This is a genomic window from Streptomyces xylophagus (assembly GCF_000716435.1).
Taxonomy (GTDB): domain Bacteria; phylum Actinomycetota; class Actinomycetes; order Streptomycetales; family Streptomycetaceae; genus Streptomyces; species Streptomyces xylophagus.
Map to the genome: position 1 here is coordinate 458,355 of NZ_JNWO01000015.1, position 24,648 is coordinate 483,002.

Annotated in this window: 17 protein-coding genes; 9 read left to right on the top strand and 8 right to left on the bottom strand. The window is 72.2% G+C overall.

Going from position 1 to position 24,648, the window contains the following annotated elements; genetic code table 11:
- Positions 1-101: 101 nt before the first annotated feature.
- The 3 genes from OO70_RS31355 to OO70_RS31365 form a co-directional block, all read right to left on the bottom strand.
- A complete protein-coding gene (locus OO70_RS31355) occupies positions 102-638 on the bottom strand; it encodes an RNA polymerase sigma factor (protein ID WP_043678461.1) in 537 nt (178 codons plus the stop codon).
- 109 nt (positions 639-747) lie between these two features.
- On the bottom strand, positions 748-1,440 hold the full coding sequence (locus OO70_RS31360) for a M15 family metallopeptidase (protein WP_043678629.1): 693 nt from the start codon (positions 1,438-1,440) through the stop codon (positions 748-750).
- 83 nt (positions 1,441-1,523) lie between these two features.
- The gene (locus OO70_RS31365) at positions 1,524-4,607 is read right to left on the bottom strand and encodes an AfsR/SARP family transcriptional regulator (protein ID WP_043678463.1); all 3,084 of its coding nucleotides are present in this window, start codon (positions 4,605-4,607) and stop codon (positions 1,524-1,526) included.
- Between the two features lie 429 nt (positions 4,608-5,036).
- Between OO70_RS31365 and OO70_RS31370 the strand changes: the two genes are divergently transcribed.
- From OO70_RS31370 to OO70_RS52840, 4 genes are all read left to right on the top strand, one after another.
- Complete coding sequence (locus OO70_RS31370; RefSeq protein WP_043678465.1) at positions 5,037-5,924, top strand: hypothetical protein; 888 nt, start codon at positions 5,037-5,039, stop codon at positions 5,922-5,924.
- A gap of 110 nt (positions 5,925-6,034) precedes the next feature.
- The gene (locus OO70_RS31375; RefSeq protein WP_043678466.1) at positions 6,035-6,493 is read left to right on the top strand and encodes a hypothetical protein; all 459 of its coding nucleotides are present in this window, start codon (positions 6,035-6,037) and stop codon (positions 6,491-6,493) included.
- Positions 6,494-6,711: 218 nt separating this feature from the next.
- Positions 6,712-9,597 carry an AfsR/SARP family transcriptional regulator gene (locus OO70_RS31380; RefSeq protein WP_043678630.1) on the top strand — a complete coding sequence of 962 codons (2,886 nt, stop codon included), beginning with the start codon at positions 6,712-6,714 and terminating at the stop codon, positions 9,595-9,597.
- A 96-nt stretch (positions 9,598-9,693) separates the two neighbouring features.
- Positions 9,694-10,233: a sigma-70 family RNA polymerase sigma factor gene (locus OO70_RS52840; RefSeq protein ID WP_078651627.1), complete on the top strand. Its 540-nt coding sequence runs from the start codon at positions 9,694-9,696 to the stop codon at positions 10,231-10,233.
- Here the strand turns inward: OO70_RS52840 and OO70_RS31390 are convergent.
- Positions 10,217-11,671, bottom strand: a complete 1,455-nt coding sequence (locus OO70_RS31390; RefSeq protein WP_158711537.1) for a hypothetical protein — start codon at positions 11,669-11,671, stop codon at positions 10,217-10,219. The two genes, OO70_RS52840 and OO70_RS31390, sit on opposite strands and share 17 nt — an antisense overlap.
- Before the next feature lie 240 nt (positions 11,672-11,911).
- On the opposite strand from OO70_RS31390, the gene OO70_RS31395 reads away from it, so the two are divergent.
- From OO70_RS31395 to OO70_RS31405, 3 genes are all read left to right on the top strand, one after another.
- A complete protein-coding gene (locus OO70_RS31395; RefSeq protein WP_043678469.1) occupies positions 11,912-13,735 on the top strand; it encodes a putative T7SS-secreted protein in 1,824 nt (607 codons plus the stop codon).
- 72 nt (positions 13,736-13,807) lie between these two features.
- On the top strand, positions 13,808-14,101 hold the full coding sequence (locus OO70_RS31400; RefSeq protein WP_019063359.1) for a WXG100 family type VII secretion target: 294 nt from the start codon (positions 13,808-13,810) through the stop codon (positions 14,099-14,101).
- A 66-nt stretch (positions 14,102-14,167) separates the two neighbouring features.
- The gene (locus OO70_RS31405) at positions 14,168-18,559 is read left to right on the top strand and encodes an FtsK/SpoIIIE domain-containing protein (RefSeq protein WP_234336984.1); all 4,392 of its coding nucleotides are present in this window, start codon (positions 14,168-14,170) and stop codon (positions 18,557-18,559) included.
- A 141-nt stretch (positions 18,560-18,700) separates the two neighbouring features.
- Here the strand turns inward: OO70_RS31405 and OO70_RS31410 are convergent, their stop codons facing one another.
- Positions 18,701-19,357, bottom strand: coding sequence for a hypothetical protein (locus tag OO70_RS31410; protein WP_043678474.1), 657 nt, complete (start codon positions 19,355-19,357; stop codon positions 18,701-18,703).
- Positions 19,354-19,647, bottom strand: a complete 294-nt coding sequence (locus OO70_RS31415) for a hypothetical protein (RefSeq protein ID WP_043678476.1) — start codon at positions 19,645-19,647, stop codon at positions 19,354-19,356. The genes OO70_RS31410 and OO70_RS31415 overlap by 4 nt, the downstream gene beginning before the upstream one ends.
- Before the next feature lie 148 nt (positions 19,648-19,795).
- Here OO70_RS31415 and OO70_RS31420 point away from each other — a divergent pair, with 148 nt between their 5' ends.
- Positions 19,796-20,470, top strand: a complete 675-nt coding sequence (locus OO70_RS31420; RefSeq protein ID WP_043678478.1) for a hypothetical protein — start codon at positions 19,796-19,798, stop codon at positions 20,468-20,470.
- A gap of 28 nt (positions 20,471-20,498) precedes the next feature.
- Here the strand turns inward: OO70_RS31420 and OO70_RS31425 are convergent, their stop codons facing one another.
- Positions 20,499-21,521: a thaumatin family protein gene (locus OO70_RS31425; RefSeq protein ID WP_234336987.1), complete on the bottom strand. Its 1,023-nt coding sequence runs from the start codon at positions 21,519-21,521 to the stop codon at positions 20,499-20,501.
- Between the two features lie 210 nt (positions 21,522-21,731).
- Here OO70_RS31425 and OO70_RS31430 point away from each other — a divergent pair, with 210 nt between their 5' ends.
- Entirely contained in the window at positions 21,732-23,600 is a 1,869-nt protein-coding gene (locus OO70_RS31430; RefSeq protein ID WP_043678482.1) for a sigma-70 family RNA polymerase sigma factor, read from the top strand.
- A 57-nt stretch (positions 23,601-23,657) separates the two neighbouring features.
- Here the strand turns inward: OO70_RS31430 and OO70_RS31435 are convergent, their stop codons facing one another.
- Positions 23,658-24,641 carry a thaumatin family protein gene (locus OO70_RS31435; protein WP_158711538.1) on the bottom strand — a complete coding sequence of 328 codons (984 nt, stop codon included), beginning with the start codon at positions 24,639-24,641 and terminating at the stop codon, positions 23,658-23,660.
- Between the last annotated feature and the right edge of the window lie 7 nt (positions 24,642-24,648).

A 24,648-nucleotide genomic window follows, 5' to 3' on the forward strand; every position in this document is an offset into this window, starting at 1 on the left:
GTCTTCCTTCGCATATTGGTATGGGTGGCGTCGCCGGGCGGGCCGGGACGGCGGTGTGGACGTGCGTGCCGCTCCCCACCCCCGTGGGGGAGCGGCACGGGCTAGTTGCCGAGCGCGTCGCGCATCTTGGCCAGGCCGCGCATCCGGTTGCGCTGGACCGTTCCGCGGTGGGCGCCGAGCCGTTCACCCGCGGTGTCGTGACTGAGGCCCTCCAGGTCCACGAGGATCACCGCCGCGGCCTCCTTCTCGGAGAGCACGCCCAGCAGCGACAGCGTGGTCTGGGACGCCTCGTAGGAGGCCAGCCCGCCGTCCCAGCCCGATTCGGGCAGCCGGTCGGTGGACTGCTCGCGCCGGGAGGGGTGCTGCCACGCGTCGCGCAGCAGGTTCAGGGCGACGGTGCAGGTGTAGGCGTACGGGTGCTGCTGCCGCGTCAGGTTCTGGGCGCGGGCGCGTCGGGACAGCCGTAGATAGGTCTCCTGGAGAAGGTCGTCGGCGTCGTGCGGGTTGCCGGTCAGGGCCAGCAGCCGCCGGCGCAGGCGTGGCATGTCGGCGGCGAAGGACGCGTCGAAGTCCTTCGGACTCATCCGGTCGCCGTCCTCGTGCCGCGGTGGCGGGACGGCGCAGGTTCCGGTCTCCATGCTGTTTCCCCCTCGGTGTCGGGTGTCCCGGTCGGTGGCTGGTCAGGCCGTCGGTCCGGGGTGCTGGAGGCTGGGGTCTTTTCTAACCAGTCAAAGTCCGATACGGCGGTTAGATTTGCTCCCGGCTTCCAGCACCCCCGGCCGTCGGGCCGGGTGGGGTGGCGGGGCCGTAGCGGGCGGCCGGTGCCCGGCGCAGCAGCGCCCAGTACCGGTCGCCGTACGACCAATGCCACCATTCGGTCGGGTAGTTGACGAAGCCGGTCGCGTCGAGGGCCCAGCCCATGAGGGCCCGGTTGGCGCGGGCCTCGGCGCTGATGTTGGGCGCCTCGGTGCGGCAGGCGCCCTCGCTCTCCTCGGGGGTCGCGTTGACCTCCGTGCCCAGCGGGAGTTCCCGGCCGTCCTGGTCGCACAGGGTGAGGTCGACGGCACCGCCGCTGACGTGCGGTGCGACCTCTGGCGGGGAGATGTACGCGCTCGCCAGCTCGCGGATCCGTTCCGGCGACGCGTTCGGGTGGGTCCGGCGCATGGTCTGCGCGTACTGCTCGAAGTACCGGCGCTGCAGTTCGGGCGGCCGGTACCCCTCCACCACCAGGAACCGGACCCCGGCCGGCAGCAGCCGCTGGGCTCGCACCAGCCGCCGTAGCGCACCGGCCCTGAGGTGGGCGTAGTCGCCGGCGTCGTCGGCCTGCCGGTGGTCGATCGACAGGTTGCCCGTGCCGCGCAGGTCGACCAGCGGTTCGCCGCAGTCGTCCTCCGCGACCGCGGCGACCCGGGCGTCCGAGAGCGTGATGATCTCTGTCACGTGCATCAGCATCGCGGGCCCCGCTGCAAGTGCTCTGCAAGTTGCCTGTAGGCGGCCCACCAGGGCTTCTGCAGCCGTACGGCCTACTCGGCGCCCGCTGCCGGCTCCTGTGCCTCGCGGCAGTCCAACTCCCGGAAGACGCCGAGTGCTTCGGCCCTGGCCGCCCGCGCCGCCGACGCGTCGCCGTGTGCCTCCCGTACGTCGGCCAGGTCCCGGAGCGTGCGTGCCCGCCACAGCGGCAGCCGCAGGGTCTCCCATGTCGACAGGGCCCGCTCCAGCGGCTCCCGCGCGCCGTCCGGATCGCCGACGGCCAGATGCCACTCGCCCAGCGTGCGCAGGACGAGCGCCTCGCCGAAGCGGTCCTGGCGCTCGCGGGCCACGGGCAGGCACCGGCCGAGCCGCGCCCGTGCCTCCTCGATGCGGCCGAGCCTCAACTCCGTCTTGGCCAGGGACTGTTCGGTGTACATCACCCCGAAGGTGTCCCGCGTACCCGCGAAGATCCGCAGGGCCTCGTGCAGTTGTCGCTCGGCGTCCTTGAGCGCGCCCTCGGCCCGGTCGCACAGGGCCAGCGACCGCAGGGTCAGCGCCTCGCCGTGCCGGTCGCCCTCCGCGCGGTACAGGTCCAGTGCCCGCGCGAGAGCCTCCCGGGCCTGCGCGTCGCGCCCCTGTTCCCGGTGCACGTATCCGATGCCGTACAGCACCCGGGCCCGGGCGCCCCGCCCGGCGGACTCCCCGTACCGATCGAGCGCCGCGTTCAACAGCTCCAACGCCTCGGCGTAGCCCGCCTGTTCGCGGCGGGCCGTCCCCATCCCGGCGAGTGCGAGCGCCGCGCCCTCGGGCACGTCGCCGCGCGCCTCGAACAGGCGCAGGGCGTTACCGAAGTAGGTGTACGACTCCTCGAACTCGTCCTGTTCGTAGCGCAGTTGGCCCAGTCCGGCGAGCAGCCACGCCTCGCCCTCGACGTCTCCGCCGCGGTGTACGGCGGCCATGGCCGCGGCGTGCGAGCGGGACCAGGCGTCGAACTGGTTGTACAGGGCGGCCGAGCTCGCGATCAGCGCTCCCGCGAGGTCGCGGGCGGCGCGGACCATGCCGTGGTCGGCGCAGTACTCAACTGCCGCGAGCAGACAGGCCTGTTCGGCGGCGAACCAGGACGTGGGCCGCTCCAGCAGCTCCTCCTCGGTCTCCGCGTCGAGGGGTCGTACGGCGGCCGGTTCGGGGAAGCGCCGGGCGGCTCCGCCCGGGCCGAGGGCGGCCGCCTTCTCGGCAAGACCCAGCCAGGAGGCCACCAGCCGCAGCACGGCCGCCGTACGCTCCTCGGGGCTCTCCTCGGACAGACAGCGCTCGCGGGCGTGTTCGCGGGCCAGGTCATGGATGCGGTACCGGCTGCGTCCCGTCTCGTCGACGCCGATCACGTCGATGAAGTGGCAGTCCACCAGCCGCTCCACCGCCTCCTCGGCCTCCTCCGTGCCGATGTCCAGCAGCGGGGCGGCGATCCAGGCCGCGAAGTCCGGCAGATCGAGCAGGGCCAGCCGGCGCAGCGCCCGGCGCTCCGGCAACTCCAGGTCGGCGTAGCCGAGTTCGAGGCTGGTGCGCAACTCCAGGTCGCCGGCGCGCAGTTCGCTCAGCCGGCGGCGTTCGTCGCGCAGTCGGTCGGCGAGCCGACCGGGCGCCCAGTGCGGGCGGGCCGCCAGCCGGGCGCCCGCGATGCGCACCGCCAACGGCAGCCGTCCGCACAGCGAGACGATCTCCGCGGCCCGCTCCGGCTCGGCGCTCGTGCGGTCCGGTCCCGCGACGCGGTGCAGGAGTTCGAGCGCCTCCGCCTGCCCGGGCACGGCCAGGTCCAGGTGGGCTGAGCCCTCCAGCGCCACCAGCCGGCGCCGGCTCGTGACGAGGACGGCGCAGCCCGGGCCGGGGGGCAGCAGGGGTCGTACATGCGCCTCGCCTGCCGCGTTGTCCAGGATCAGCAGGACGCGCCGGTGTCCGATGTGGGTGCGGTACAGCCCGGTCAGCTCGTCGACCGAGGTCGGCAGGGTCTCGGGGTCGGCGCCCATGGCGCGCAGGAGGCGGGCAAGGGCGTCGGCGGGTTGCAGCGGCGCGGTGTCGGCCGCCCGCAGGTCCACGAACAGGCGGCCGTCCGGGAAGAGTTCGGCCGTACGGTGGCCGACATGCACGGCGAGCGCGGTCTTGCCCGTGCCGGACCGGCCGGAGATCACCCCGATCGGCGGAGCGGTACGGCCCGCCTCGTCGACCCCGCCCACCAGCGAGGCGGCCCAGGCGATCTGCTCGGAGCGGCCCACGAAGTCGGCGATGTCCGGCGGGAGATGGGACGGTGCGGGCCATGCCCGGGAGTCGGCTGGCGGCGGCTTCGGGGGCCCCGCGGGTTCCCGCGCGGTCCGGTGCGGGCGCGGGGTGCCCGACACCTGGGTGTCGTTGGTCAGTACCGCCTGGTGCAGGGCCTGCAACTCCGGGCCGGGATCGATGCCCAGCTCCTCGCGCAGGATCGCGCGGCCCTCCCGGTACGTGCGCAGGGCGTCGGAGACGCGGCCGGTGCGGACCAGCGCGGTCATCAGCTGGCCGCGCGGCCGTTCCCGCAGGGGGTGGGCGGCGACGTGCGCGAGCAGCGGGGCGATCGTCCGGTCCGCGCGGTCCAGATCGAGCTGCAGTCCGAAGGACTCCTCCTGGGCGACGAGCCGCAGTTCGGCCAGCCGGGCCGCCTCGATCCGGGCGAACGACTGGCCCAGTCCTTCCAGCGCTTCCTGGCCGCGCCACAGCGCCAGCGCCTCGGGGAGCAGGTCGGCGGCCTCCTCGAGGCGGCCCGCCGCGGCAGCGGCCCGGCCGGAGGCGAGCAGGTTCTCGAACCGGCGGGCGTCGATCTGGGACGGTTCGAGGTCGGCGACGTAGCCCGGCGGTCGCGTCCGGACCACGGTGTCCTGCGTGACCTGGGCCAGTGCCCGGCGTACGGCGGAGACATGGGTGGCCACCAGGGCGCCCGCGGTGGCCGGCGCCTCCTCGTCCCAGACGCAGTCCACGAGCCGGTCGGTGGAGAGCACCTCGCCGAGATGGACGACCAGTGCCGACAAGACCGCGAGGGGTCTGACGCCGCCGAGCGGGGCCCTTCGGTCGCCGGCCCACACCTCCACCGGACCGAGCAGCCGCACTTCGAACATCGTTCCCCGATCGCCGCACCACCCGCCCGATGGAGCACGGCAAAGATAACGGCGAACATGCCCACGACATAGCGAAGGCACAGCAACGGCCGGACCGCCGTGACCGGATTCGGTCGATGCGGCGGACCGGTGTCCCTCACCTGCGATGTCAGGGCAGGTGACGCCTGTTGTGTGCGCCTCGGTCTGCGGTCGGCGCTCCTCCCTCCTCTCGCCGGTTGGCCGGTTTCCGCCGGTCGGCGAGGTCGGTTCGCGAGGTCGGTTCGCGTGCAGGAGGACGGTTCGCCGGCCGCCCTCGTATGACCGCCGGAGAGAGAAAAAACCTTGTGGTTCGGGGGCATACGGACGGGGCCTGTGGGGCGTCAACGGCTCGAAAGCATCACGTCCATTCGTCCATTCGTCCGTTCGACCAGAGCCCCTGGGAGCCGCCCTATGCACCGCTGGACCTTGGCCCTGCTCATCGCCGGTCTGCTGGCGACGACGGCCACCGGATGCGCGGGCACCACGACGACCCCCGGGGCGGCCGGGAGCAGCCCGCCCCGGGCCGTGGGCAGCACGGCGGAGACGCTACGGCTCGCCGAGCAGCTCCTCATCAAGGAGTGCATGGAGAAGGAGGGGCACAAGTACTGGGTCGAGCCGCCGAGGCCGGACGACGTCTCGATCCGCTTCCCCTACGTCGTGGACGACCCGGCATGGGCCGGAGCCCACGGCTACGGCACCGATCTGCGGCGGCAGCGCGAGGCCGAGGTCCGGAGCGATCCCAACCAGCGGTACTTCCACTCCGTGCCGGCCAAGGCCAGGGCCGTGCTGGTGAGCGACCTCAACGGGGCGCAGCCGCAGGGACTTTCGGCCCGGCTCCCGAACGGCATGCGGGTCTCCCACAGCGACCAGGGCTGCCAGGCCACCGCCGAACGGCAGTTGTACGGGGATCTCCAGGCCTGGTTCCGGGCCACCCGGGTCACCGACAGCCTGGCCGGCACGCGCGTCGGCCTCGTGACGGACGACAAGCGCTACAAGGCGGCCGTCAAGCCGTGGGCGCGCTGCATGCGCGAGCGGACGTTCCCCTACGCGGACCCCGCCCGGGCCCGTGCCGCGGCCACCCTGCCGGAGACTCCGTGGCCGCACGCCAAGGAGGTACGGCTGGCTTCGGCGGAGGCGGCCTGTGCCGTCTCCAGTGGCCTGTCGTCCGTGGCCAAGTCCCTGGACTCCGAGTACCGGGACCGGCTTCGGCGAAGCCACCCCCGGGAGACGGCCGATCTCACGCGCCTCAAGCGCGAGGCGCTGCCCCGGGCCCGCGCGATCGTCGCACGCGGCGACTGAGCGCGGCTCGCCACCTCACCGATCCCACCGACCACCACGGCCGTCGAGCCGTGGCCGCATCACCCACACCCACACCCACATCCACACTCACACCGAAAACGAGGGAAATCATGTCCGTCAAGCGTCTTCTCACCGTCGCGGCCTCGGCCGCCGCCGTTGCCGCGCTCTTCTCCCCGGTCTCCAGCGCCAGCGCGCTGGACGCGGGCTCCCAGGCGACCGCGACCGCGCGGCTCGCCTCCGGGGACGGCTACCTCCACGTCTACACCCAGCCCTACGGTGGCGGTCGGGAGTGCAAGTGGTCCGGCAACTCCGACAACTGGGGCAGCTGCCGCAACCTGACCTCCGACATCTGGAACAACGGCTACGCGGGCGGCCTCGACGCCGTCGACCTGTACACCGCCCCGAACGCAGGCGGCGCGCACGCCTGCATCAGCCAGGGCGACCGCTGGTACGACACCACGACCGGCGACTACCGCTTCACCTACGGCGCGGGGCTCTCGCAGTTCGGCAAGAGCGTCAACAACAACATCTCCTCGCACCGCTGGGTGGACTACTGCAGCCAGGGCTGACGACCCGAGGGGCTCGCCCCGGTACGCCCGCGCACAGGTGTACCGGGGCGACCCGCTGAGTACCACTGCCGACGTCCGGCGAAGCCCGACGACGCTCCGCCGCGAGGCAACCCCTCGCCGTGAGGTTCCCGCGGACTTTATGCTCGTTCGCGGTCGAGCGTCCCGAGAGCCGGGTGTGCCGGCCGCACATGTCGTCGCAGTCGGCACGGGGGACCTCGGTGCGTACACGTTTTGCCGTACTCGGACCGGTCAGGGCCTGGCGCGGCGACGCGGAACTGGCGCTGGGACCGCCCAAGCAGCGCGCTCTGCTCGCGCTGCTGCTGACCGAGGCGGGGCATCCGGTCGCCGTCCACGAGATCGTCGACGCCCTGTGGGGGCAGGACCCGCCGGACAGCGCCGTCAACGTCATCCAGCGGCACGTCGGGACACTGCGGCGGCTGCTCGAACCCGATCTCCCGGCCGGGGGCCGGTCACGGTGGCTGGTGCGCGGCTCGGGCGGTTACCGCCTCGAAGTGGACCCCGACAGTCTCGACCTGCTGCGCTTCCGGGCCCTGCGGCAGCGGGCGGAGCAGGCCGTGCGGGACGGCGAACCTCCCACCGCCACAGGGCTGTTGATCGAGGCGCTGGCCCTGTGGCGGGGGCCGGCGGCCTCCGGGATCGCGGCCGAGGTGCGGTCCCACCCGGCCTTCGCCGCCCTCGACGACGAGCACCTGGCCGCCGTCAAGGAGGCGGCCGAACTCGCTCTGGAAGCCGGACCGGGCCTGGGCGCACGGGTGTTGGTGACGCTCCGGCAGGCCGCGGCCCAACACCCCCTGGACGAAGGGCTGCAGGCCAGACTGATCCTCGTGCTCGCGGCAACGGGCCATCAGGCCGAGGCCCTTGACGTCCACCGGACCGTACGCACCCGCCTAGCCGACGAGTTGGGCGTACAGCCGGGCCCCGAACTGCAGGCCGCCCTGCAGCGGGTGCTCGGGCACACCCATGCCCAGCGCGGAAGCGCAAGGCCTGTCGAGGGTGCGGAGGAGACCGCCGAAACCGGGGAGGAACGACCGGGCGCCGTCGCCACCATCCGTCCCGCCCAACTCCCGGTGGATCTGCCCGCGTTCACCGGCCGCCGCAGTGAACTCGCCCATGTCCAGGAGCTGTTGCCCGGGTCCGACGTGTCGACACCGACGGTGGTGATCAGCGCCATCGGCGGCATGGCCGGCGTCGGCAAGACGACCCTGGCGGTGCACTGGGCGCACAGCGTCGCCGACCGGTTCCCCGACGGGCAGCTCTACGTCAATCTGCGCGGCTTCCATCCCAGCGGTTCGATCATGAGCGCGGCCGAGGCCATCAGGTCGTTCCTCGACGCGTTCGGCGTCCCCGGACAGCGCATCCCGGCGGGTCTCGACGCGCAGGCCGCGCTGTACCGCAGCCTCCTCGCCGACCGGCGCGTCCTCATCGTGCTCGACAACGCCCGGGACACCGAGCACGTCCGCCCCCTGCTGCCCGGCGCCCCCGGCTGCCTGGTCGTCGTCACCAGCCGCAACCAGCTCTACGGCCTGGTGGCCGGCGAGGGCGCGCACTCGCTGACGCTGGACGTGCTCACCGAGGCGGAGGCACGCGAGTTCCTGTCCCGCCGGCTGGGCGCCGAACGGATCGCGAACGAACCCGACGCCGTCGCGGAGATCATCACCCTGTGCGGCCGCCTCCCCCTCGCGCTGGCCGTCGTCAGTGCCCGCGCGGTCGTGAACCCGGCCTTTCCGCTCGCCTCCATCGCCGCCGAACTCTCCGACAGCGAGGACAGTCTCGACGCGTTCGCCGGAGAGGCCCCCGCCGCGGACGCCCGCAGCGCGTTCTCCTGGTCGTACCAACTCCTCAGCCCCGCCGCCGCCCGGGTGTTCCGCCTGTTCGCCCTGCACCCGGGACCCGACTGCTCGCTCGCCGCCGTCGCCAGCCTCGCCGGGCAGCGGGTCGGCCAAGTCCGGCCGGTCATGGCCGAGTTGGCCCGGGCACACCTCATCTCCGAGCCCCTGCCGGGCCGTTACGGCTGTCACGAACTGCTGCGCGCCTACGCCGCCGAGCTGGCCCGGGCACAGGACACCGCGCAGGAACTGGACCTGGCCCGGCGCCGCATGCTCGACCACTACCTGCACACCGCGCACGCGGCCGACAGTCTTCTGATGCCCACCCGGGACCGCATCCGACTGCGGCCGCACACCGCCGGGGTGACCGTCCCGCGGCTGACCGACCAGGCGGCCGCGGTCGACTGGCTGGAGACCAACCGCTCCGTCGTGCTCGCCGCGATCGAGCAGGACGCCCGGCTCGGCGGCGGCGAGCACAGCTGGCAGTTGGCCTCGGTCCTGGAACTGCACCTGGACCGGGGCGGCCGCTGGCCCGAGCAACTCGACGCGCAGACAACGGCAGTCGAGGCGGCCCAGCGTCTGGGCGACATACCCGGCCAGGCATTCGCCCACCTCGCGCTGGGGTTCGTCAGCGGTCGCCTGGAGCGGCAGGACGAGGCCGACGCCCACCTCGCGCGCGCCCTGGAGCTGTTCGGCGAGCTCGGCGACCGGGCCGGCCGGAGCAGGACCCACCGCAGGTTCGCCTTCGTGGCCAACGGGCGTGGACGGCACGAAGAGGCCCTCGACCACTACACCGAGGCGAGCGCCCTCTGCCGCGCGGCCGGGCGGCGCGACGGCGAGGCGGGCATCGCCAACGAGGTCGGCTGGACGTACATCCTGATGGGCAAGTACGAGGACGCCCTCACCGAGTGCGGCCTGGCGGTCTCGGTCCACCGGGAGACGGGCGACCGCAACGGCGAGGCCGCCGCCCTGGACAGCCTCGGCTACGCCTACCACCATCTGCACGACCACGACCGGGCGTTGGAGTGCTACGAGCAGGCGCTGCGGCTGTACCGCGAGATCCGGGACCGCTACCTGGAGGCCGACACCCTGGCGCACATCGGCGACACCCACCGCGCGGCCCAGCAGGACACGCGGGCCGCGCTCGCCTGGCGTGAGGCACTCGGCATCCTCGACGAGATCGGCCACCCGGACGCCGAGCACGTCCGCCGCAGGCTGACGGAGCTCACTGAACCCGATCGGTCCCGGCGCCAGTAAATCGTCAGCGTTCTGAAAGCGGGCCTTGCCTACGCTCCCCGCTCCGCTCCACCCGGAGCCGGAGGCGCGTACGGCATTCCCCTTCAGGACTGGAACATGACCCCCACCACTTCCGCGGACCTCCCCACGGCCGCGCACCGGAACCAGCTGCTGCACACCCTGATGTCCGACCACGCGAAGGCACTGCTCGCCTACGCCGACAAGCTGCTGAACGACCGTCACACGGCGGAGGACATCGTCCAGGAGACCCTCATCCGCGCCTGGCCGCACGCGGAACGCCTCTACAGCACCGAGGGCTCGGTACGCGGCTGGCTCCTCACCGTGACCCGCAACCTCGTCGTCGACCGGATGCGCAGCGCCGTCGCCCGCCACGAGACCATCGGCGCCGAGGACCGGGACGTGCCCCTGCCCGACCACTCCGGCGCCGTACTGGCCTCGGTGGAGGCGACCGGCCTGCTGCGGCGGCTGTCCCACGAGCACCGGGAGGTCCTGCTGCACACGTATCTGTGCGGCCGGACCGTGCAGGAGACGGCGCGCATCCTCGGCATACCGGCGGGCACCGTCAAGTCCCGCCGGCACTACGCCCTGAACATCCTGCGCACCGAGGCCGGCAGGGGAGTCACGCCGGGACGGTGAGCCGTACATCGAGCACCGGGATGTCGACATGGCCGTCGGCGTCGGTGTGCCAGCGCCAGTGCGCGCCGTTCGCCTCGCCGTAGACCAGGCCGGTCCAGCCGGCGCCGCCCGGGCCGCACAGGGCGGCCAGTTCGGCGGCCTCCCGCGCGCCCGGAGTTCCGGCCACCACGACCAGTCCCCGCACCGTCCGACGCGACGCGCCGGCCCGCACCGTCCCCCGCCCCGCGACGGGCGCCACCGGAGCGGGGGCGTCGACCCGGGGAAGCTCCCGCAGCTCCGTCGGCACGGTGAGCGGCAGGGCGCTGTCCGCCCCGCGCAGCACGGTCACCGGAGTGTCCGGCCGGGTGCGCGCGATCTCCGCCAGCAGGTTCTGTACGACGTCCCGGGCCACGGCCTGGTCACCGCTCACGGTGAGGACGCCGTCCAGCCGGCTGAGATCCACGAACACGGGCTCGCCGTCGGCGTCCGTGCCCGCCCGGACCAGGCAGGCCGCGGCGATCGAGTCCTGTGCGGACTGCGAGGCCGGGCCGCTGTCGTTGCCGGGGGTCAGCCAGCCGGCGGCGGCCGCGGCGGGGCGGCGCCAGCGGGTGCTGTCGATGTTCGTCCACGGCGCGTCGACCGTGTCGGAGGCCGTCAGCCACACCGTCACACCGGAGCCGTCGACGCGCAGGGCGTGCACCGGCCGTTCGGGCTGCTGCCTGCCGGGCCCGAACTCGCCGAGGGCGCCGTAGGCGCGGCGTACCGACTCCGCGTCGGTCGCGAACCGGCGGCCTGTCGCCCGGCGCAGCGCCAGTCGACGGCTGCGCCGCATCGGCTCGCCCAGCCTCCACACGGCACGCCGTACGGCGCCGTACGCGGTGCGCACCTTCCGCCTGCCCACGATGCCCGCGGTGATCAGGGCGAGCAGGATCGCGCCGAGCACCGCGACGGCGGCGGCCAGCGGGAACGTGAACGCCGCGGACTGCCCGGTGCTCGGCGCGGCCGACTGCTGTCCCGAACTCGGGGCGGCGGAGGCGGAGTTCTGGCTCCCGGTGTCCCGGGCCAGCTGGACGTCGGGCCCCGAGGCGTCCTGCGGCAGCCGCAGGATCCAGCCGGGGTGCAACTGGTCGTCCGCGCTGTTCAGCGCCCCGCCGTCCTTCTGCGCCTGACCGCGGTTGACCGCGAGGATCTCGCCGGCCCGCGAGGCGTCGCCCAGGGTGGACGTGGCGATCGACTGCAGGGTGGCGAGCTGCCCGCCCGTCTGCGCCGGGTCCGGGACCACGAACACCTTGATCAGGTCGTCGGCAGCGGGTGCCGCGCTCGCGGCGGCGGCACCGCCGAGCGCCATGAGACACGCCGCCAGCAGTGCCGCCAGGGTGTGCAGGAGCGTCCGTGGCAGGCGGTGCGCCCTGTCGGTCGCCGGCCTGTGCTCGGGCCTCGTGCCCGTGCCGTTGCTCATCGTGTCCACCCATGCCCTCCGAGGTTCCGTTGCACCGACTACACGGAGCGGCCCGGGGAGAACGTTCGATGTGAAGTCGCCGGAAGCTTTTTGGACTTGGCGAGAGCGCGCGACGCCAACACGCTCGAACCTTTCGGAAGTTGGCGAGCACGCGCGACGCGAACTCGCTTGAACCTTTCACGACACCGACCCCGTGTACCTGGCGACCACACGTCACAGGCAGCGCACCGGGGGATCGCAATGGCACGTCGGCACTCCAGGCCCGAGGACTTCCAGCTCGTCGGCATGGACTCGGACCCGACACCCGGCGACCCCGACCTGATCCAGGGCGTGATGAAGCGCTACCGCGACATCGGCGACGCCGCGGAGAAGGCGCTGAACGTCCTGAAGAAGGACGGCACGATCTCGCAGGGCCGCGGTTCGGCGATGGACGCGCTGAAGAACAAGATCGGCGACGATCTCCCGGACAAGCTGAGCAAGACCGTGACGTCCTACCACGACGCCGCCCAGGCCTACAGCGACTACATGCCGCGGCTGCGCGAGGCCCAGGACACCTTCGATCGGGCCGTGGACCAGGCGCAGTCCGCCGCACCGCAGGCGAACCAGACGCCCAAGGAACTCGGCGCGAATCCGACCGACGCGGAGAAGTCGGCGGCGCGCAGCACCCAGGACGCCATCGACGCCGGCAAGGCCCAACTGGGCGCGGCCAGAAGCCTGGCCGAACAGGCCAGAACGCTGCGGGAGAGTGCGCAGCGACAGTGTGCCGACGTGCTGGACCGGGCCGCGCAGGAGGCGATTCCGGAGCGGAACATCTTCCAGAAGATCGCCGACTTCTTCAAGGACTTCCCGTTCGTCCAGATCCTGCTCGCCGCCCTCGTCGCCGTCGTGGCCGTGTTCTTCCCGGTCGTCGGCGCGCTGCTCGGCGGGGCGCTGTTCGTGTTCAACCAAGTCGTCGCCAGCCAGACCGGGGGTATCAAAGCCGGCGACTTCATCCTCGGTCTGATCGGGATCGTCCCCGGCGGCGCCCTGCTGAAGCTGGGCGGCAAGGCCGTCCAGGCGATCGCCCCGGCCGCCGTGGCCGCCGTGAAGAGCTCCGGGTTCATCACCAAGACCGCCGGGACGATCACCAAGGTCGGTGAGTCCCTCACCAACAGCAAGATCGTCAGCGGTGTCCTCGCCAACCCGATCGGCAAGGTCGCCACGGAGGTCACCGGCAAGTTCCTGACCAACTCGGCGCTGGAAGCGGCCGGGAAGGCGGCCAACGGCGACCAGATCACCGCCGCGGGCGTGTTCGCCGGAGCCGCCGCCGGTGCCGTGGCCGGCGTCGCCTTCAAGGGCGGCATCGGCGCGATCGGCAAGCGGCGCGGGAACCCCGTCGTGGAGGAGGGCAAGGGCGGCCGGTTCGGCGATACTTCAGAACCCGCCGCCGCGGACACCGTGGGCAAGCGGGCGTCCGACCAGCTCGGCAACTTCGTCGAGGAAGGCGCGACCCTCGGCACGAAGATCGGAGTCGGCGTCGCCCAGGGCGGCGACCTCAACGAGGTGGCGGCCGGTGAGATCGCCAACTCCGCGTCGAAGCTGGCCGTCGGACCGGTCGGCACGGCGGGCCTCGGCCGCGCGGTCGACAGCCTCACCGACAAGATCCCGATCAAGGGCCAGGTCAGGCCGGCACCCGCGGTGCCGAACGCGCCCGCACCCCCGCCTCCGCCGCCGGCACCCGTCGTACCCCCGAGGCCTCCGGTCGCGGTCGAGCCCGCGAATGTGCCGCTGCCGGATTCACCGACCCGCCCGGTGCCCCCGCCGCTGGCGCCGACGCGTCCGGCACCGGTGGACCCCGCGAATGTCCCGTTGCCGGACTCGCCCACCCGCCCGGCACCGGCGACCCCGGTGGACCCCGCCAACGTGCCGCTGCCGCCCTCGCCCACCACCACGGGACGGCCCGCCGTCCCGCCGATCAACACCTCCGACGCGCAGGCGAACGGCGATACCGGCTCCGCGTCACCGTCGTCCGACGGCTTCGTCACCGCACCGACGAGCCCCACGGACACCGGCAACGGCAGCTAGCTGTTCGCACACCCAGACCTCCATCCCCGAAGGGATGGACCGCACCACCAACAACCAGCAAGGAGTACTCCCATGCCCAACTACGCCGTCAACTCGGACACCACCGCGTCCACTTCGCAGGCGCTCCTCAACGACTTCTCCCAGCTCCAGGACAAGCTCAACGAGGTCAAGGGCAAGATCTCCACCCTGCTCGCCGACGGCTACAGCACGCCGGCCGCCCAGCAGAAGTTCTCGCCGTTCTTCGACGAGTTCGCCAAGGGCTTCGACCAGGTCAACCAGGGTCTGCAGGGCATCGGCCAGTACGTGAAGGCGGTCGGCGAGGCCTTCGACCAGACCGACAACCAGCTCGGCTCCAACCTCGGCTGATCCACCGGCCCGGCCCGTCGCCACGGCGGGCGGTGCTGTACCTCCACACCAGAAGGATGATGAGCAGTGCGATTGACCGTCAGCGTTCGTGATCCGCAGGTCGAGGGGGTGTCCACCACCGTCGCCGTGGAAACCGAACCCTCCGCGCAGGCGGGCCGGTTGGCAGCCGAGCTGGCACGCGCCGTCGGGTATGCGGGGGTGGCGGCGGGGGAGCCGCCCCTCTACATCGGCCCGACGCCCGTCGAACCGCACACCACCCTTCAGGCGGCCGGTGTGCGGGACGGCATGGACCTCGGACTCGGCGCTCCCGTGCCCCGGGAGCCCGAGCCCGAGGGCCGCACCGAGGTCCGCGTGGTCTCGGGACCGGGCGCCGGAACCGTCTTCCGGCTCGTCCCGGGCGACTACGACATCGGCAGCGGCCCGGTGTGCCGCGTCCGCCTCGCCGAGGGCACGCCGGCCCTCGCGGCCCGGGTCCGGGTCCGGCTCGACGGCAGCGCCCAACTCCTCCTCACCGACGGGGCGTTGCTCGACGGCAAGCCCGCACCGGCGCCGTCCCCGTGGCGGGAGGGCAGCCAACTGGCCGTCGGCGACATCCTGTTGGAGCTGACCTCGCAGCAGACGGCCCGCGCTCCGCTGACCCCGGCGCAGGACGGTCTCGGCCTGGAGTTCAACCGGCCGCCGAGGTTCCTGCCGCCCGCCGCGGGCGCCAAGTTCCGGCTGCCGACCCCGCCGGTCAAGCCCGACAAGCGGCCCATCCCGCTGCTGCCGATCCTGCTGGTGCCCGCGGCCAGCGCCGTGGTCGCCATCTTCGTCACGCACCGCTGGTCCTTCGTCTTCATCGCGCTGCTCTCCCCGATCGCCGCCCTCATCACCCAGTTCGGCGGCCGCAAGCAGGCGATGCTCAAGTACCTCGAGAAGAAAGAGGAGTACGAGCAGACGCTGGCCCGGCTCCGCGCCGACATCGACGCCGCCGTCCTCGGGGAACAGCACAACCTTCGCCTCTCCCTGCCCGATCCGGCCACCCTGCTCCAGATGGCGGTCCAGCCCTCGGAGCGGCTGTGGGAACGCCGGTGGCAGGACCCCGACTTCCTCTCCGTACGCGTCGGCACCGCCGATCTGCCCTCGTCCATCAGCGTCGACGACCCGGACCAGGACGAGCACCGGCGCTCCACCGTGCCGACGCTGAACCAGGTGCCCGTCAACGTGGCGCTGCGCAGGGCCGGAGTCGCGGGTGTCGCCGGACCGGGCGCGACCCGGCTGGCCGGCTGGCTGGCCGCCCAGGCCGCCGCCCTGCACAGCCCCACCGACCTGCGCCTCGTCGTCCTCGCCGGACCGGACGGTGAACGCGACTGGTCCTGGATCCGCTGGCTGCCCCACACCCAGGCGCAGGGCGAGGACGCCTACGCCCTGATCGGCTCCACCGCCGAGTCCCTGGCCCGGCGCATCGGCGAACTCGGCCAGCTCGTGGCCTCCCGTGTCGCGGCCGGATCCGACCTCATCCGGGGTGGAGCGAACGGCTACCCCGACATCCTCGTCGTCCTCGAACAGGCGCGCCGCGCACGCTCGTTGCCCGGCGTGATCGCCCTGCTGCGCGACGGCCCCTCCGTGGGCGTCCACACCATCTGTATCGACCGCGAGGAGCGACTCCTCCCCGAGGAGTGCGGCGCCGTCGTCGTCACCGAGGCGGGCGCCTCCACCTCCCGGGTGCGCACCGGCTCCGGCGCCGCGCTGGAGAACGTCCGCAGCGACTCGCCCGAGTCCGACTGGTACGAGCACTTCGCCCGCGCCCTGGCCCCCCTGCGCGGCGTCGGCGACAGCGACGAGAGCGCACTCCCGGGCGCCGTACGCCTGTTGGACCTGCTGAAGGTCGAACCGCCCACCGCCGAGGCCGTGGTGGCCGGCTGGTCGCTCGGCGGCCGTAGCACCCGGGCCGTCCTCGGGATCGGCTACGACGGTGAGTTCGCCGTCGACCTGGTGCGCGACGGCCCGCACGCGCTGATCGCCGGTACCACCGGGTCCGGCAAGTCCGAGCTGCTGCAGACCCTGGTCGCCACCCTCGCGGTGGTCAACCGGCCCGACGAGATGACCTTCGTGCTCGTCGACTACAAGGGCGGCAGCGCCTTCGCCGAATGCGCCGACCTGCCGCACACCGTCGGCCTGGTTACCGACCTCGACACCCGGCTCGTGGAACGGGCGTTGGTCTCCCTCGGTGCCGAACTGCGGCGCAGGGAGACCCAGTTGGCGCAGGCGGGCGCCAAGGACATCGAGGACTACCTCGACAAGCGCTCGCGCGGCGGCAACGTACTGCCTCCGCTGCCCCGACTCCTCCTGGTCGTCGACGAGTTCGCGTCCATGGTGCGCGAACTGCCCGACTTCATCTCGGGGTTGGTCAACATCGCCCAGCGCGGCCGGTCCCTCGGCATCCACATGGTGCTCGCCACCCAGCGCCCCGGCGGCGCGGTCACCCCGGACATCCGCGCCAACACCAACCTGCGCATCGCGCTGCGCACCACCGACACCTCCGAGAGCCGGGACATCATCGACGCGCCCGACTCCGGTGAGATCTCGCCGACCAACCCCGGCCGCGCCTACGCCCGGCTCGGCCCGTCGGCCCTGCTGCCCTTCCAGTCCGGCCGCGTGGGTGGTCGTAGGCCCGGTGGTCAGCCCGCCGAGGGAACCGAAGTGATCGTCCGCGCCGAGCCGGTGACCTGGCAGAACCTCGGCGGCCCGCTGCCGAGCGCCCGCTCCCGCGGTGGCTCCTCGGCGGCGCAGACCGAGGCCGTCACCGACCTCGCCGTGCTCACCGGAGCCATCGCCCAGGCGGCCCGGCTCGCGGACGTACCGCGCCAGCCGAGCCCCTGGCTGCCGCCCCTGCCCGCCCTGCTCCCCTGGACGGCACCGCCCTCGCCCAAGCCCACCGCCGAACGCGAGGCGGCCCTGCCCGCCGTCGAGTACGGCATGGTCGACCTGCCCGCACAGCAGACCCGTACCGCGCTGGTCCTCGACCTCGACCGGGCCGGCCATCTGCACATCGTCGGCTCGCCCCGCAGCGGCCGCTCCCAGACCCTGCGCACCCTGGCCGCCGCTCTCAGCCAGGCCCACGGCGCCGACGACGTCCACCTGTACGGCATCGACTGCGGCAACGGCGCGCTCAACGCCCTGACCGCGCTGCCGCACTGCGGCGCGGTCGTCGACCGCAACCAGATCGAGCGGTTGGGCCGGCTGCTGGACCGGCTGGGTGCCGAACTCACCGTGCGGCAGAGCGTGTTGGGCGCGCGTGGCACGGCCGACCTGTCCGAACTGCGCGGGAGCCAGTCCCCCGAGGAGCGGCTCGCCCACATCGTGCTGATGGTCGACCGGTTCGAGGTCTTCGAGCGCGAGTTCGCCTCGTACGACAACGGCAGCTACATGGAACGCATGATCCGCCTGCTGCGCGACGGAGCGGGCGTCGGTATCCACGTCGTCCTGGCCGGCGACCGGGTGCTCGGCAGCAGCCGGTTCTCCGGCACCACCGAGGACAAGATCGTCCTCAGGCTCAACGACCGCCAGGACTACTCCAGCGTCGGCATCCCCACCAAGTCCGCGCCGACCGACCCGGCGCCCGGGCGCGGCATCCGCACCCAGGACCTGAGCGAGGTGCAACTCGCGGTGCTGGGCGAGGACTTGTCCGGCACCGCCCAGGCCGACATCCTGCTGGCCCTGGGCCGGGAACTGACCGAGCGCGAGTCCTCGGTCCCCGCCGATCGTCGCCCGATCCGCCTCGACGTGCTTCCCGACCGGGTCACGTACGAGGAGGCCATCGCCCTGCACACCCAGGCCGGGCCGATGCGCCCGCTGGTGGCCGTGGGCGGTGACGTCCTCACCTCGCTCGGCCCCGACCTGACGGACGTACCGACCTTCGTCATCGCGGGACCGCCGCGCACCGGACGCAGCACCGCCCTGCTCGGCGCGGCGGAATCACTGCTCGCGGCGGGCGCCGGCCTCATCGTGCTGGCGCCCCGGCGCTCGCCGCTGCGGCAACTGCTGGGACGGCCCGGTGTGGCCGCGCTCATCACCGACGCCGAGGTGACGGTCGACGAGTTCCGGCAGACCCTGGGCAGCGTGCCCGAGGAGTACGGCGTGATCGTCGTGGACGACGCCGAACTGTTCATGGGCGCCGAGATCGACTCCGACCTCGCGCTGCTCGCACGCGGCGGCGCGGGCACCGGCTGGGGCGTCCTCGCCGCCGGCAACGCGGAGTCACTGGCACTGAGCCTGGCCGGCTGGATGGGCCAGGTGAAGCGCAACCGCACCGGCATGCTGCTCTCCCCGCAGGGCCTGAGCGACGGCGAGGTCATCGGCGTGAAGCTGACCCGGGGCGTCGTCGGCCAGGCCCCGCAACCGGGCCGGGGCCTGCTGCACCTGGGCGACGGCACGCTGCGCGCGGTCCAGGTACCGCTGCTCGAAGCGGAACTCTAAAAGCGGGAGGTGCACCCCCAAGTCCCCCCTTGGAGTGCACCTCCTTCCCGCCCGCAGCCCAGGACCTGCACGGCGGGACAGCGAAGGGCGGCCGGACCCAAAAGGTCCGGCCGCCCTTCTGCGTGGCGTACGACGTGGGGCTCAGGCGGCGACGCCCTCGCTCCCCGCGGCCTCGGCGCCGTCCGGGGAGACCTGGACACCGTCGTCCGTCACGAAGCGGAAGGTGCAGGTGATGGCGTCGAAAAGGTCGTACACCTCGTTCTTCAGCGGCAGGTTGGGACTCGCGAGGGTCACCACGAGGAAGTCCTCCGTGCTGCCCGGCACCGGCATCATGGTGTGCATCGTCAGCAGCTTGACGTCGATGTCCCCGGTCAGCCGGGTCACCTCGGTGCCGGTGACGCGGGCCACCGTGCCCACATGGGGGACCTTCGCCGACGTGATGACCCGGTCCTTGGGCGCCACTCCGCTCGCCGAGGAGACACCGAGCCGCGCGGACAGCACGGGGAGGGTGAGCTCCTCACCCGTGGGCGTGCTGACGGCGAAGACCATGCCGTACGCCATGAAGAGGCCCTCGGTGTACATCGTCGCCGTGCCCGAGGCCAGCAGCGCACCGTAGCGGCGGGCCGCCCGCGTCACCTCCCGGCCCTGCCGGAACATGTCGTTGATCCGGGCCTTCTCGCGGGGGTCGTCGGTCGAGGCCAGGGCCTGCGCGCGGGTCCTGGCCAGCTCCTCGCCGCTCAGGTCGACCTGCTCCCAGGAGTCCGGGATGTCCAGCAGAAAACGCTGTGCGGTGCTCACTTGCCGCTCCCGCTGTCGAGGTTCGACACCGCGTCCAGGTCGGTCTTCTCGAAGGAGTCCAGGATGCTGCCGATGGCGTCCTTGATGCCCACCACCTGCTTCTGCAACTGGCCCTTGCCGTCGTCCCACTTGTTCTCGAAGTTCTGGGCGGAGCCGCGGGAGAGCTCGGGCCCGAACGCCGCGTCGAAGTCGAACGTGTTGTGTCCGATGTCGATGAAGTCGTGCACGAAACCCAACATGTCCTGGGCTTCTTTGAGTTCACTCCCGGGGATGTTGACGTCCGACGCCACTGCGGGCTCCCGTTTCTGTGAGGTGGGGATTCGTCTCTGGTCCGTCTCAGGTCCGGCTCTGTTCCGTCTCTGTGGGGGACACGAGGTCCGAGGCCCGAAACGTTCACCGCCGTTGAACCTTTGCCGCCGGCTGTCTCGTGTTGTCCACATGACCCCGCTCCTGACCCGCCCGCTGTCCTCAAAGAGCACCGCGCGCCGTGCCGTTGTCGCATCCCTCCTCGCCCTGACCGGTGTGGCGAGCCTCTCGGCCTGTGGCAAGACGATCTCCATCGGCGACAGTTCGGCGCCCGCAGCCTCGTCGCCCGCCTCGGCATCTCCCTCGGCCACGACGTCGACGTCGGGTCAGGGAGGGGGCAACTCGGCGCTGCAGGTGGTCGATTCGACGGCGAAGGACGCCGGCCTCACCGGCACCGGCGGGACCGTGGTCGGAGCGGTGGTGCAGGAAGCGCCGCCCAAGTGGGTGCAGTTGTCGGCGGTGACCTCGACGTCGCTCTCCTCGCCGCATCTGATCAACATCAACCAGGCGGCGCTGTACCGCTTCGACAAGGACACCGCGTCCCCGTCCCAGTCGAACTGCAACGACGACTGCGCGGTGAAGTGGCCGCCCGTGACCATCGAGGAGGGCGGCAACGTCTATCTCGCGGGCGTGAACCCGAAGGAGGTCGGAGCCATCCGCCGCCAGGACGGTCAGGTCCAGATCACCGTCGGTGGCTGGCCCGTCTACCGCTTCTCCGGCGACAGCAAGCCGGGTGACCTCAACGGCCAGGGCGTCGGCGGCACTTGGTTCGCGGTGGGCCCGACCGGCGACAAGGCGACGAGCTGAACCCGCCTGTCGGACCCACCGGTTGGACCTACGAGCCGGTCGTCCCGAAGGTGATCCTGTAGTAGCAGGCCCCTTTGCACGGCATCGTCGCCCCGTCGTCGAAGGCGTACGAATAGGCATAGGGGGCCGCCCGCTTGAAGACCTGGGTGTAGTCGACCGGCCACTTCGACGGGACGCAGTTCTCGCGGCCCGCCCAGGCACCCCGGCAGCAGTACGTGTCGCCGCCGAACGCCGCGCAGGGCGGCTTGCAGCCGACGACCTGGCCGCCCGAGGTGGCCTGCATCGCGGTGGGGCAGTCGACGTCCGAGGTGCAGACGCCCTTGTAGCAGCCGGTGGAGCTGACCGGGTCGGTGGTCGTGGTGTGCGAGATGTTGATCCACATCGGCAGGTTGGAACCGTCGACCATGCTCACGTCGTAGAAGTCCATCCCCGCGTACGCGTCGAACGTGAACTCACCCAGTGTGGTGGGCGGGTTGGCGCCGGTGCACACGCTGGTGCAGTCGCCGGTCGCGCAATGACCGGCGGCCGTCGAGGTGCAGCCCGTGCGGCCCCAGATCCGGCCGCCCCAGTTGTTCGCCACGGTCACCGACAGGCTCTGGCCCGGGGCGAGTTGGCGTCCCGACGGGTAGACGGACGTGTTGGTGACGACCGCCCACACCGTCTTCGGGGTGCGGTTGACGACCGTGATCAGGCGTTTGCCGGCGGGGGCGGCCGAGGGCTGGTCCGGTGCCGGTTGGTTCGCCTTGGCGGTCGGTTTGGGTGTGCTCTTCTTCGACGCGCCGGCCTTGGGGGAGGGGGAAGCCGAAGGCGACGGGGAGGCCGAGGCGCTGTTGCTCACCGAGGGGGAGGGCGTGGCGCTGCGGGACACGGCCGGGCGCGCGGCCGTGTCCTGGTGGGCCGTCGTGCGCGTGCCGCCCGTTCCGGACGGCGTCCACACGCTGTAGGCGATCAGCACGGTGGCGGCCGTCGCGACGGCGGCTGCCGCGACGTACCACCAGCGTCGGCGGTGTCCTCGCGGGCTCGCGCCGTGTCTTCTGCGTCCTCGTGCCATCGTCCTCGCGCCTTCCTGATGCTCTTCGGATGCGGTCCAGATGCGGTCCTGCCTATCGGTGACCTTCTCGGGAGCGGCTCGACAACATAAATTCGGACGCGACCGGCTGATTTCTTTTGTTGTCCTGTTTTCTGTAGTCCTTGCGCGCGTCGGCGGTCTCCGAACCAGAGAGATGCCACGGCCGGACCACACGCGGAGGAACGAACCCAGATGACCGAGAAGCCCAGGAGCGGACCCGACGCGGGCGTGGTGACGGCCGCGTGCGCGGGCGACCGGCAGGCCCTGGACCACCTGCTGACGCAGTGCCTGCCGCTGGTCTACAACATCGTCGGCCGGGCCCTGAACGGTCACGCCGACGTCGATGACGTCGTACAGGAGACGCTGTTGCGCATGGTCCGGGGGCTGCCGAAGCTGCGGGACCCGTCCGCTTTCCGGTCCTGGCTGGTGGCGATCACGATCCGGCAGGTGCGGGACCGCGAACAGGCGCGGGCGGCGGACCGTGGCCGCAGGGCGCATCTGGAGGACGCGGAGGCGATCACCGACCCCGCGCTCGACTTCGCCGGACTGACCATCCTGCGGCTGGGGCTGACCGAGCAGCGCCGTGAGGTCGTCGAGGCCACGCGCTGGCTCGACCCGGACGACCAGGAACTGCTCTCGCTGTGGTGGCTGGAGGAGACCGGCGAACTCGAACGCGCCGATCTCGCCGGTGCGTTGGGGCTCTCCGACCGGCACGCCTCGGTACGGGTGCAGCGCATGAAGAAGCAGATGGAGGTCTCGCGGGTCGTGGTGCGGGCGCTGGTGGCCGCGCCGCGCTGCGCGGAACTGGACGAGACGGCCTCGACCTGGGACGGCACGCCAAGTGCCTTGTGGCGCAAGCGGTTTGCCCGGCACATACGCGGGTGCGGGGTGTGCCAGGGGCTGGACGAGGGACTGCTCCCGATGGACCGGCTGCTCAGCGGGCTGCCGCTGGTGGCGGTGCCGGCCCGGTTCGACGTGTCCCGGGTGCTGGACGCCGTATCAACTACGGCTCCCTCAGGGCATGGTGGCGCGCGGCGGCGGCACGGACGAGGGCGCCGGTCCGGCCGTATCGGCGGCAAGCAGGTCGTGGGTGGTTCGGCGGCGGTCGCCGTCGCCGTGGTGGCCGCGCTGGTCGCGCCCCGGCTGACGGGCGGTTCCTCTCCTACGACGGCCGTGGCATCGCCGTCTCCCACCCCGGTGGTCAGTGTCACGCCGAGCCCCACGCCCTCGGCCACTCCCAGCGCGTCCCCTTCACCTTCACCGAAGGCCAAGCCGAGCCCCTCTCCCGCGAAGCACACCGCAGCCGCCCCCGCGCACATCGCCTCCGGCGCCAAGAAGGGCGTCGGGGTGTGGTCGTTCGGCGGGGTGAGCCAGGCGCTCGCGGCGAGCGGGGCGAGCTGGTACTACACCTGGTCCGCTCAGCATTCGGGCATCACGACTCCCTCGTCGGGGTCGTTCGTTCCCATGATCTGGGGCGCGAAGTCCGTCACCGACTCCTCGCTCGCGCAGGCCCGGCAGTACGGCCCGTATCTGCTGGGGTTCAACGAACCGGACATGGCGCAGCAGTCGAACATGACGGTCGAGCAGGCGTTGGAGCTGTGGCCCAAGCTCATGGCGGCGGGCAAGGTCCTGGGCAGCCCGGCGGTCGCGTACGGCGGGGACACGGCGGGTGGCTGGCTGGACCGGTTCATGTCCGGAGCCCGGGCGAAGGGCTATCGCGTCGACTTCATCACCCTGCACTGGTACGGCGGCGACTTCCGCACCCCGCAGGCCGTGCAGCAGCTGAAGTCGTATCTGGCCGCCGTGTACGCGCGCTACCACAAGCCGATCTGGCTCACCGAGTACGCGCTGATCGACTTCTCCCAGGGGACCCGCTTCCCGTCCGCGCAACAGCAGGCGGACTTCGTCACCGCGTCCACCAAGGCGCTGGACGGCCTGTCCTATGTGCAGCGTTACGCGTGGTTCGGGCTGGGCGCGGACCCGGCGAAGCCGAGCAGTGGGCTGTTCACGAACGGTACGACGACCACCGCGGCAGGGCGGGCCTTCCAGGCGGCGGGCTGACGCGCACAGGAGGGGCGCCCGGCCGCACGGGACGGGCGCCCACCTCGGCTGTCGCGGTCAGGGGCTCACGCCCCAGGTGACGCGGTACCCGCACTCTCCCGAGCAGGTGAGCACGCTGGTCGCGTCGTCGTTGACGTAGGAGTAGGCGAAGGGTTCGGCCTTCTTGAACACGGCCGCCGAATCGACGGGCCAGGACGAGGGGACGCACTGGGGGCGTGCCGCGTAGGCGCCCGTGCAGCAGGTCTGGTCCGTCTTGAACACGAGGCAGGCGCTCAGACACGCCACGACCCGGCCGCCCCGGACGCGTTGCAGCTTGGTGGGGCAGGTCGCGTTGGCGTCCCGGGTGCATCCCGCGGCGGAGCATCCGTTGGCGTCGAGCTTGTCGCGGGACGAGCCGCCGTAACTGTTGATCCACATCGGCAGGTTGTTGCCCTCGACCAGGCTGACGTCGTAGAAGTCCATGCCGTTCCAGGCGTTCAGGTTGAACTCGGCGAGCGTGGAAGGGAATTCGCCCCAGGTCGACCCGCACTGGAAACGGCCGCAGCCCCCGCTGAGGCAGTCGCCGTTGCCGGCCGCGTCGAAGGAGCAGCCGGTGCGTGCCCACAGCCGGACGTCCCAGTGGTCGGGGATGGAGAAGCTCAGGCTGGCCCCGGGCCGCAGCACCCAACCCGTCGCCTCCACAGGGTGTTTGGGGTCCGCCGCGATCGCGGGCCAGATCGTCTGATCGAGGCGGTTGACGAGGGTGATGGTGCGCTTGCCTGCGGTCGCGGCCTTCGGCTGGGCGGCCGCGCGGGACGGCGAGGCGCCGGCCTTGGGCGACTTCCGTGCGTCAGGAGAGGGCGAGGGCTTCGCGCGCGGCGATGACGTCGTCGTCGCCGATGACGACGGTCCGGGGAGCGACGGGGTGCCGGCGGTCGCCGTACCGTGCGGGGACGACGGGCCCGCGACGGTACGGCCCTGCGACGACGGCCCTGACTGTGCTCGGGCCATGAACACGCCGGTCACCACGGCGAGGCAGGTGAACAGCACCCCTGCCGCCACGCCGAAC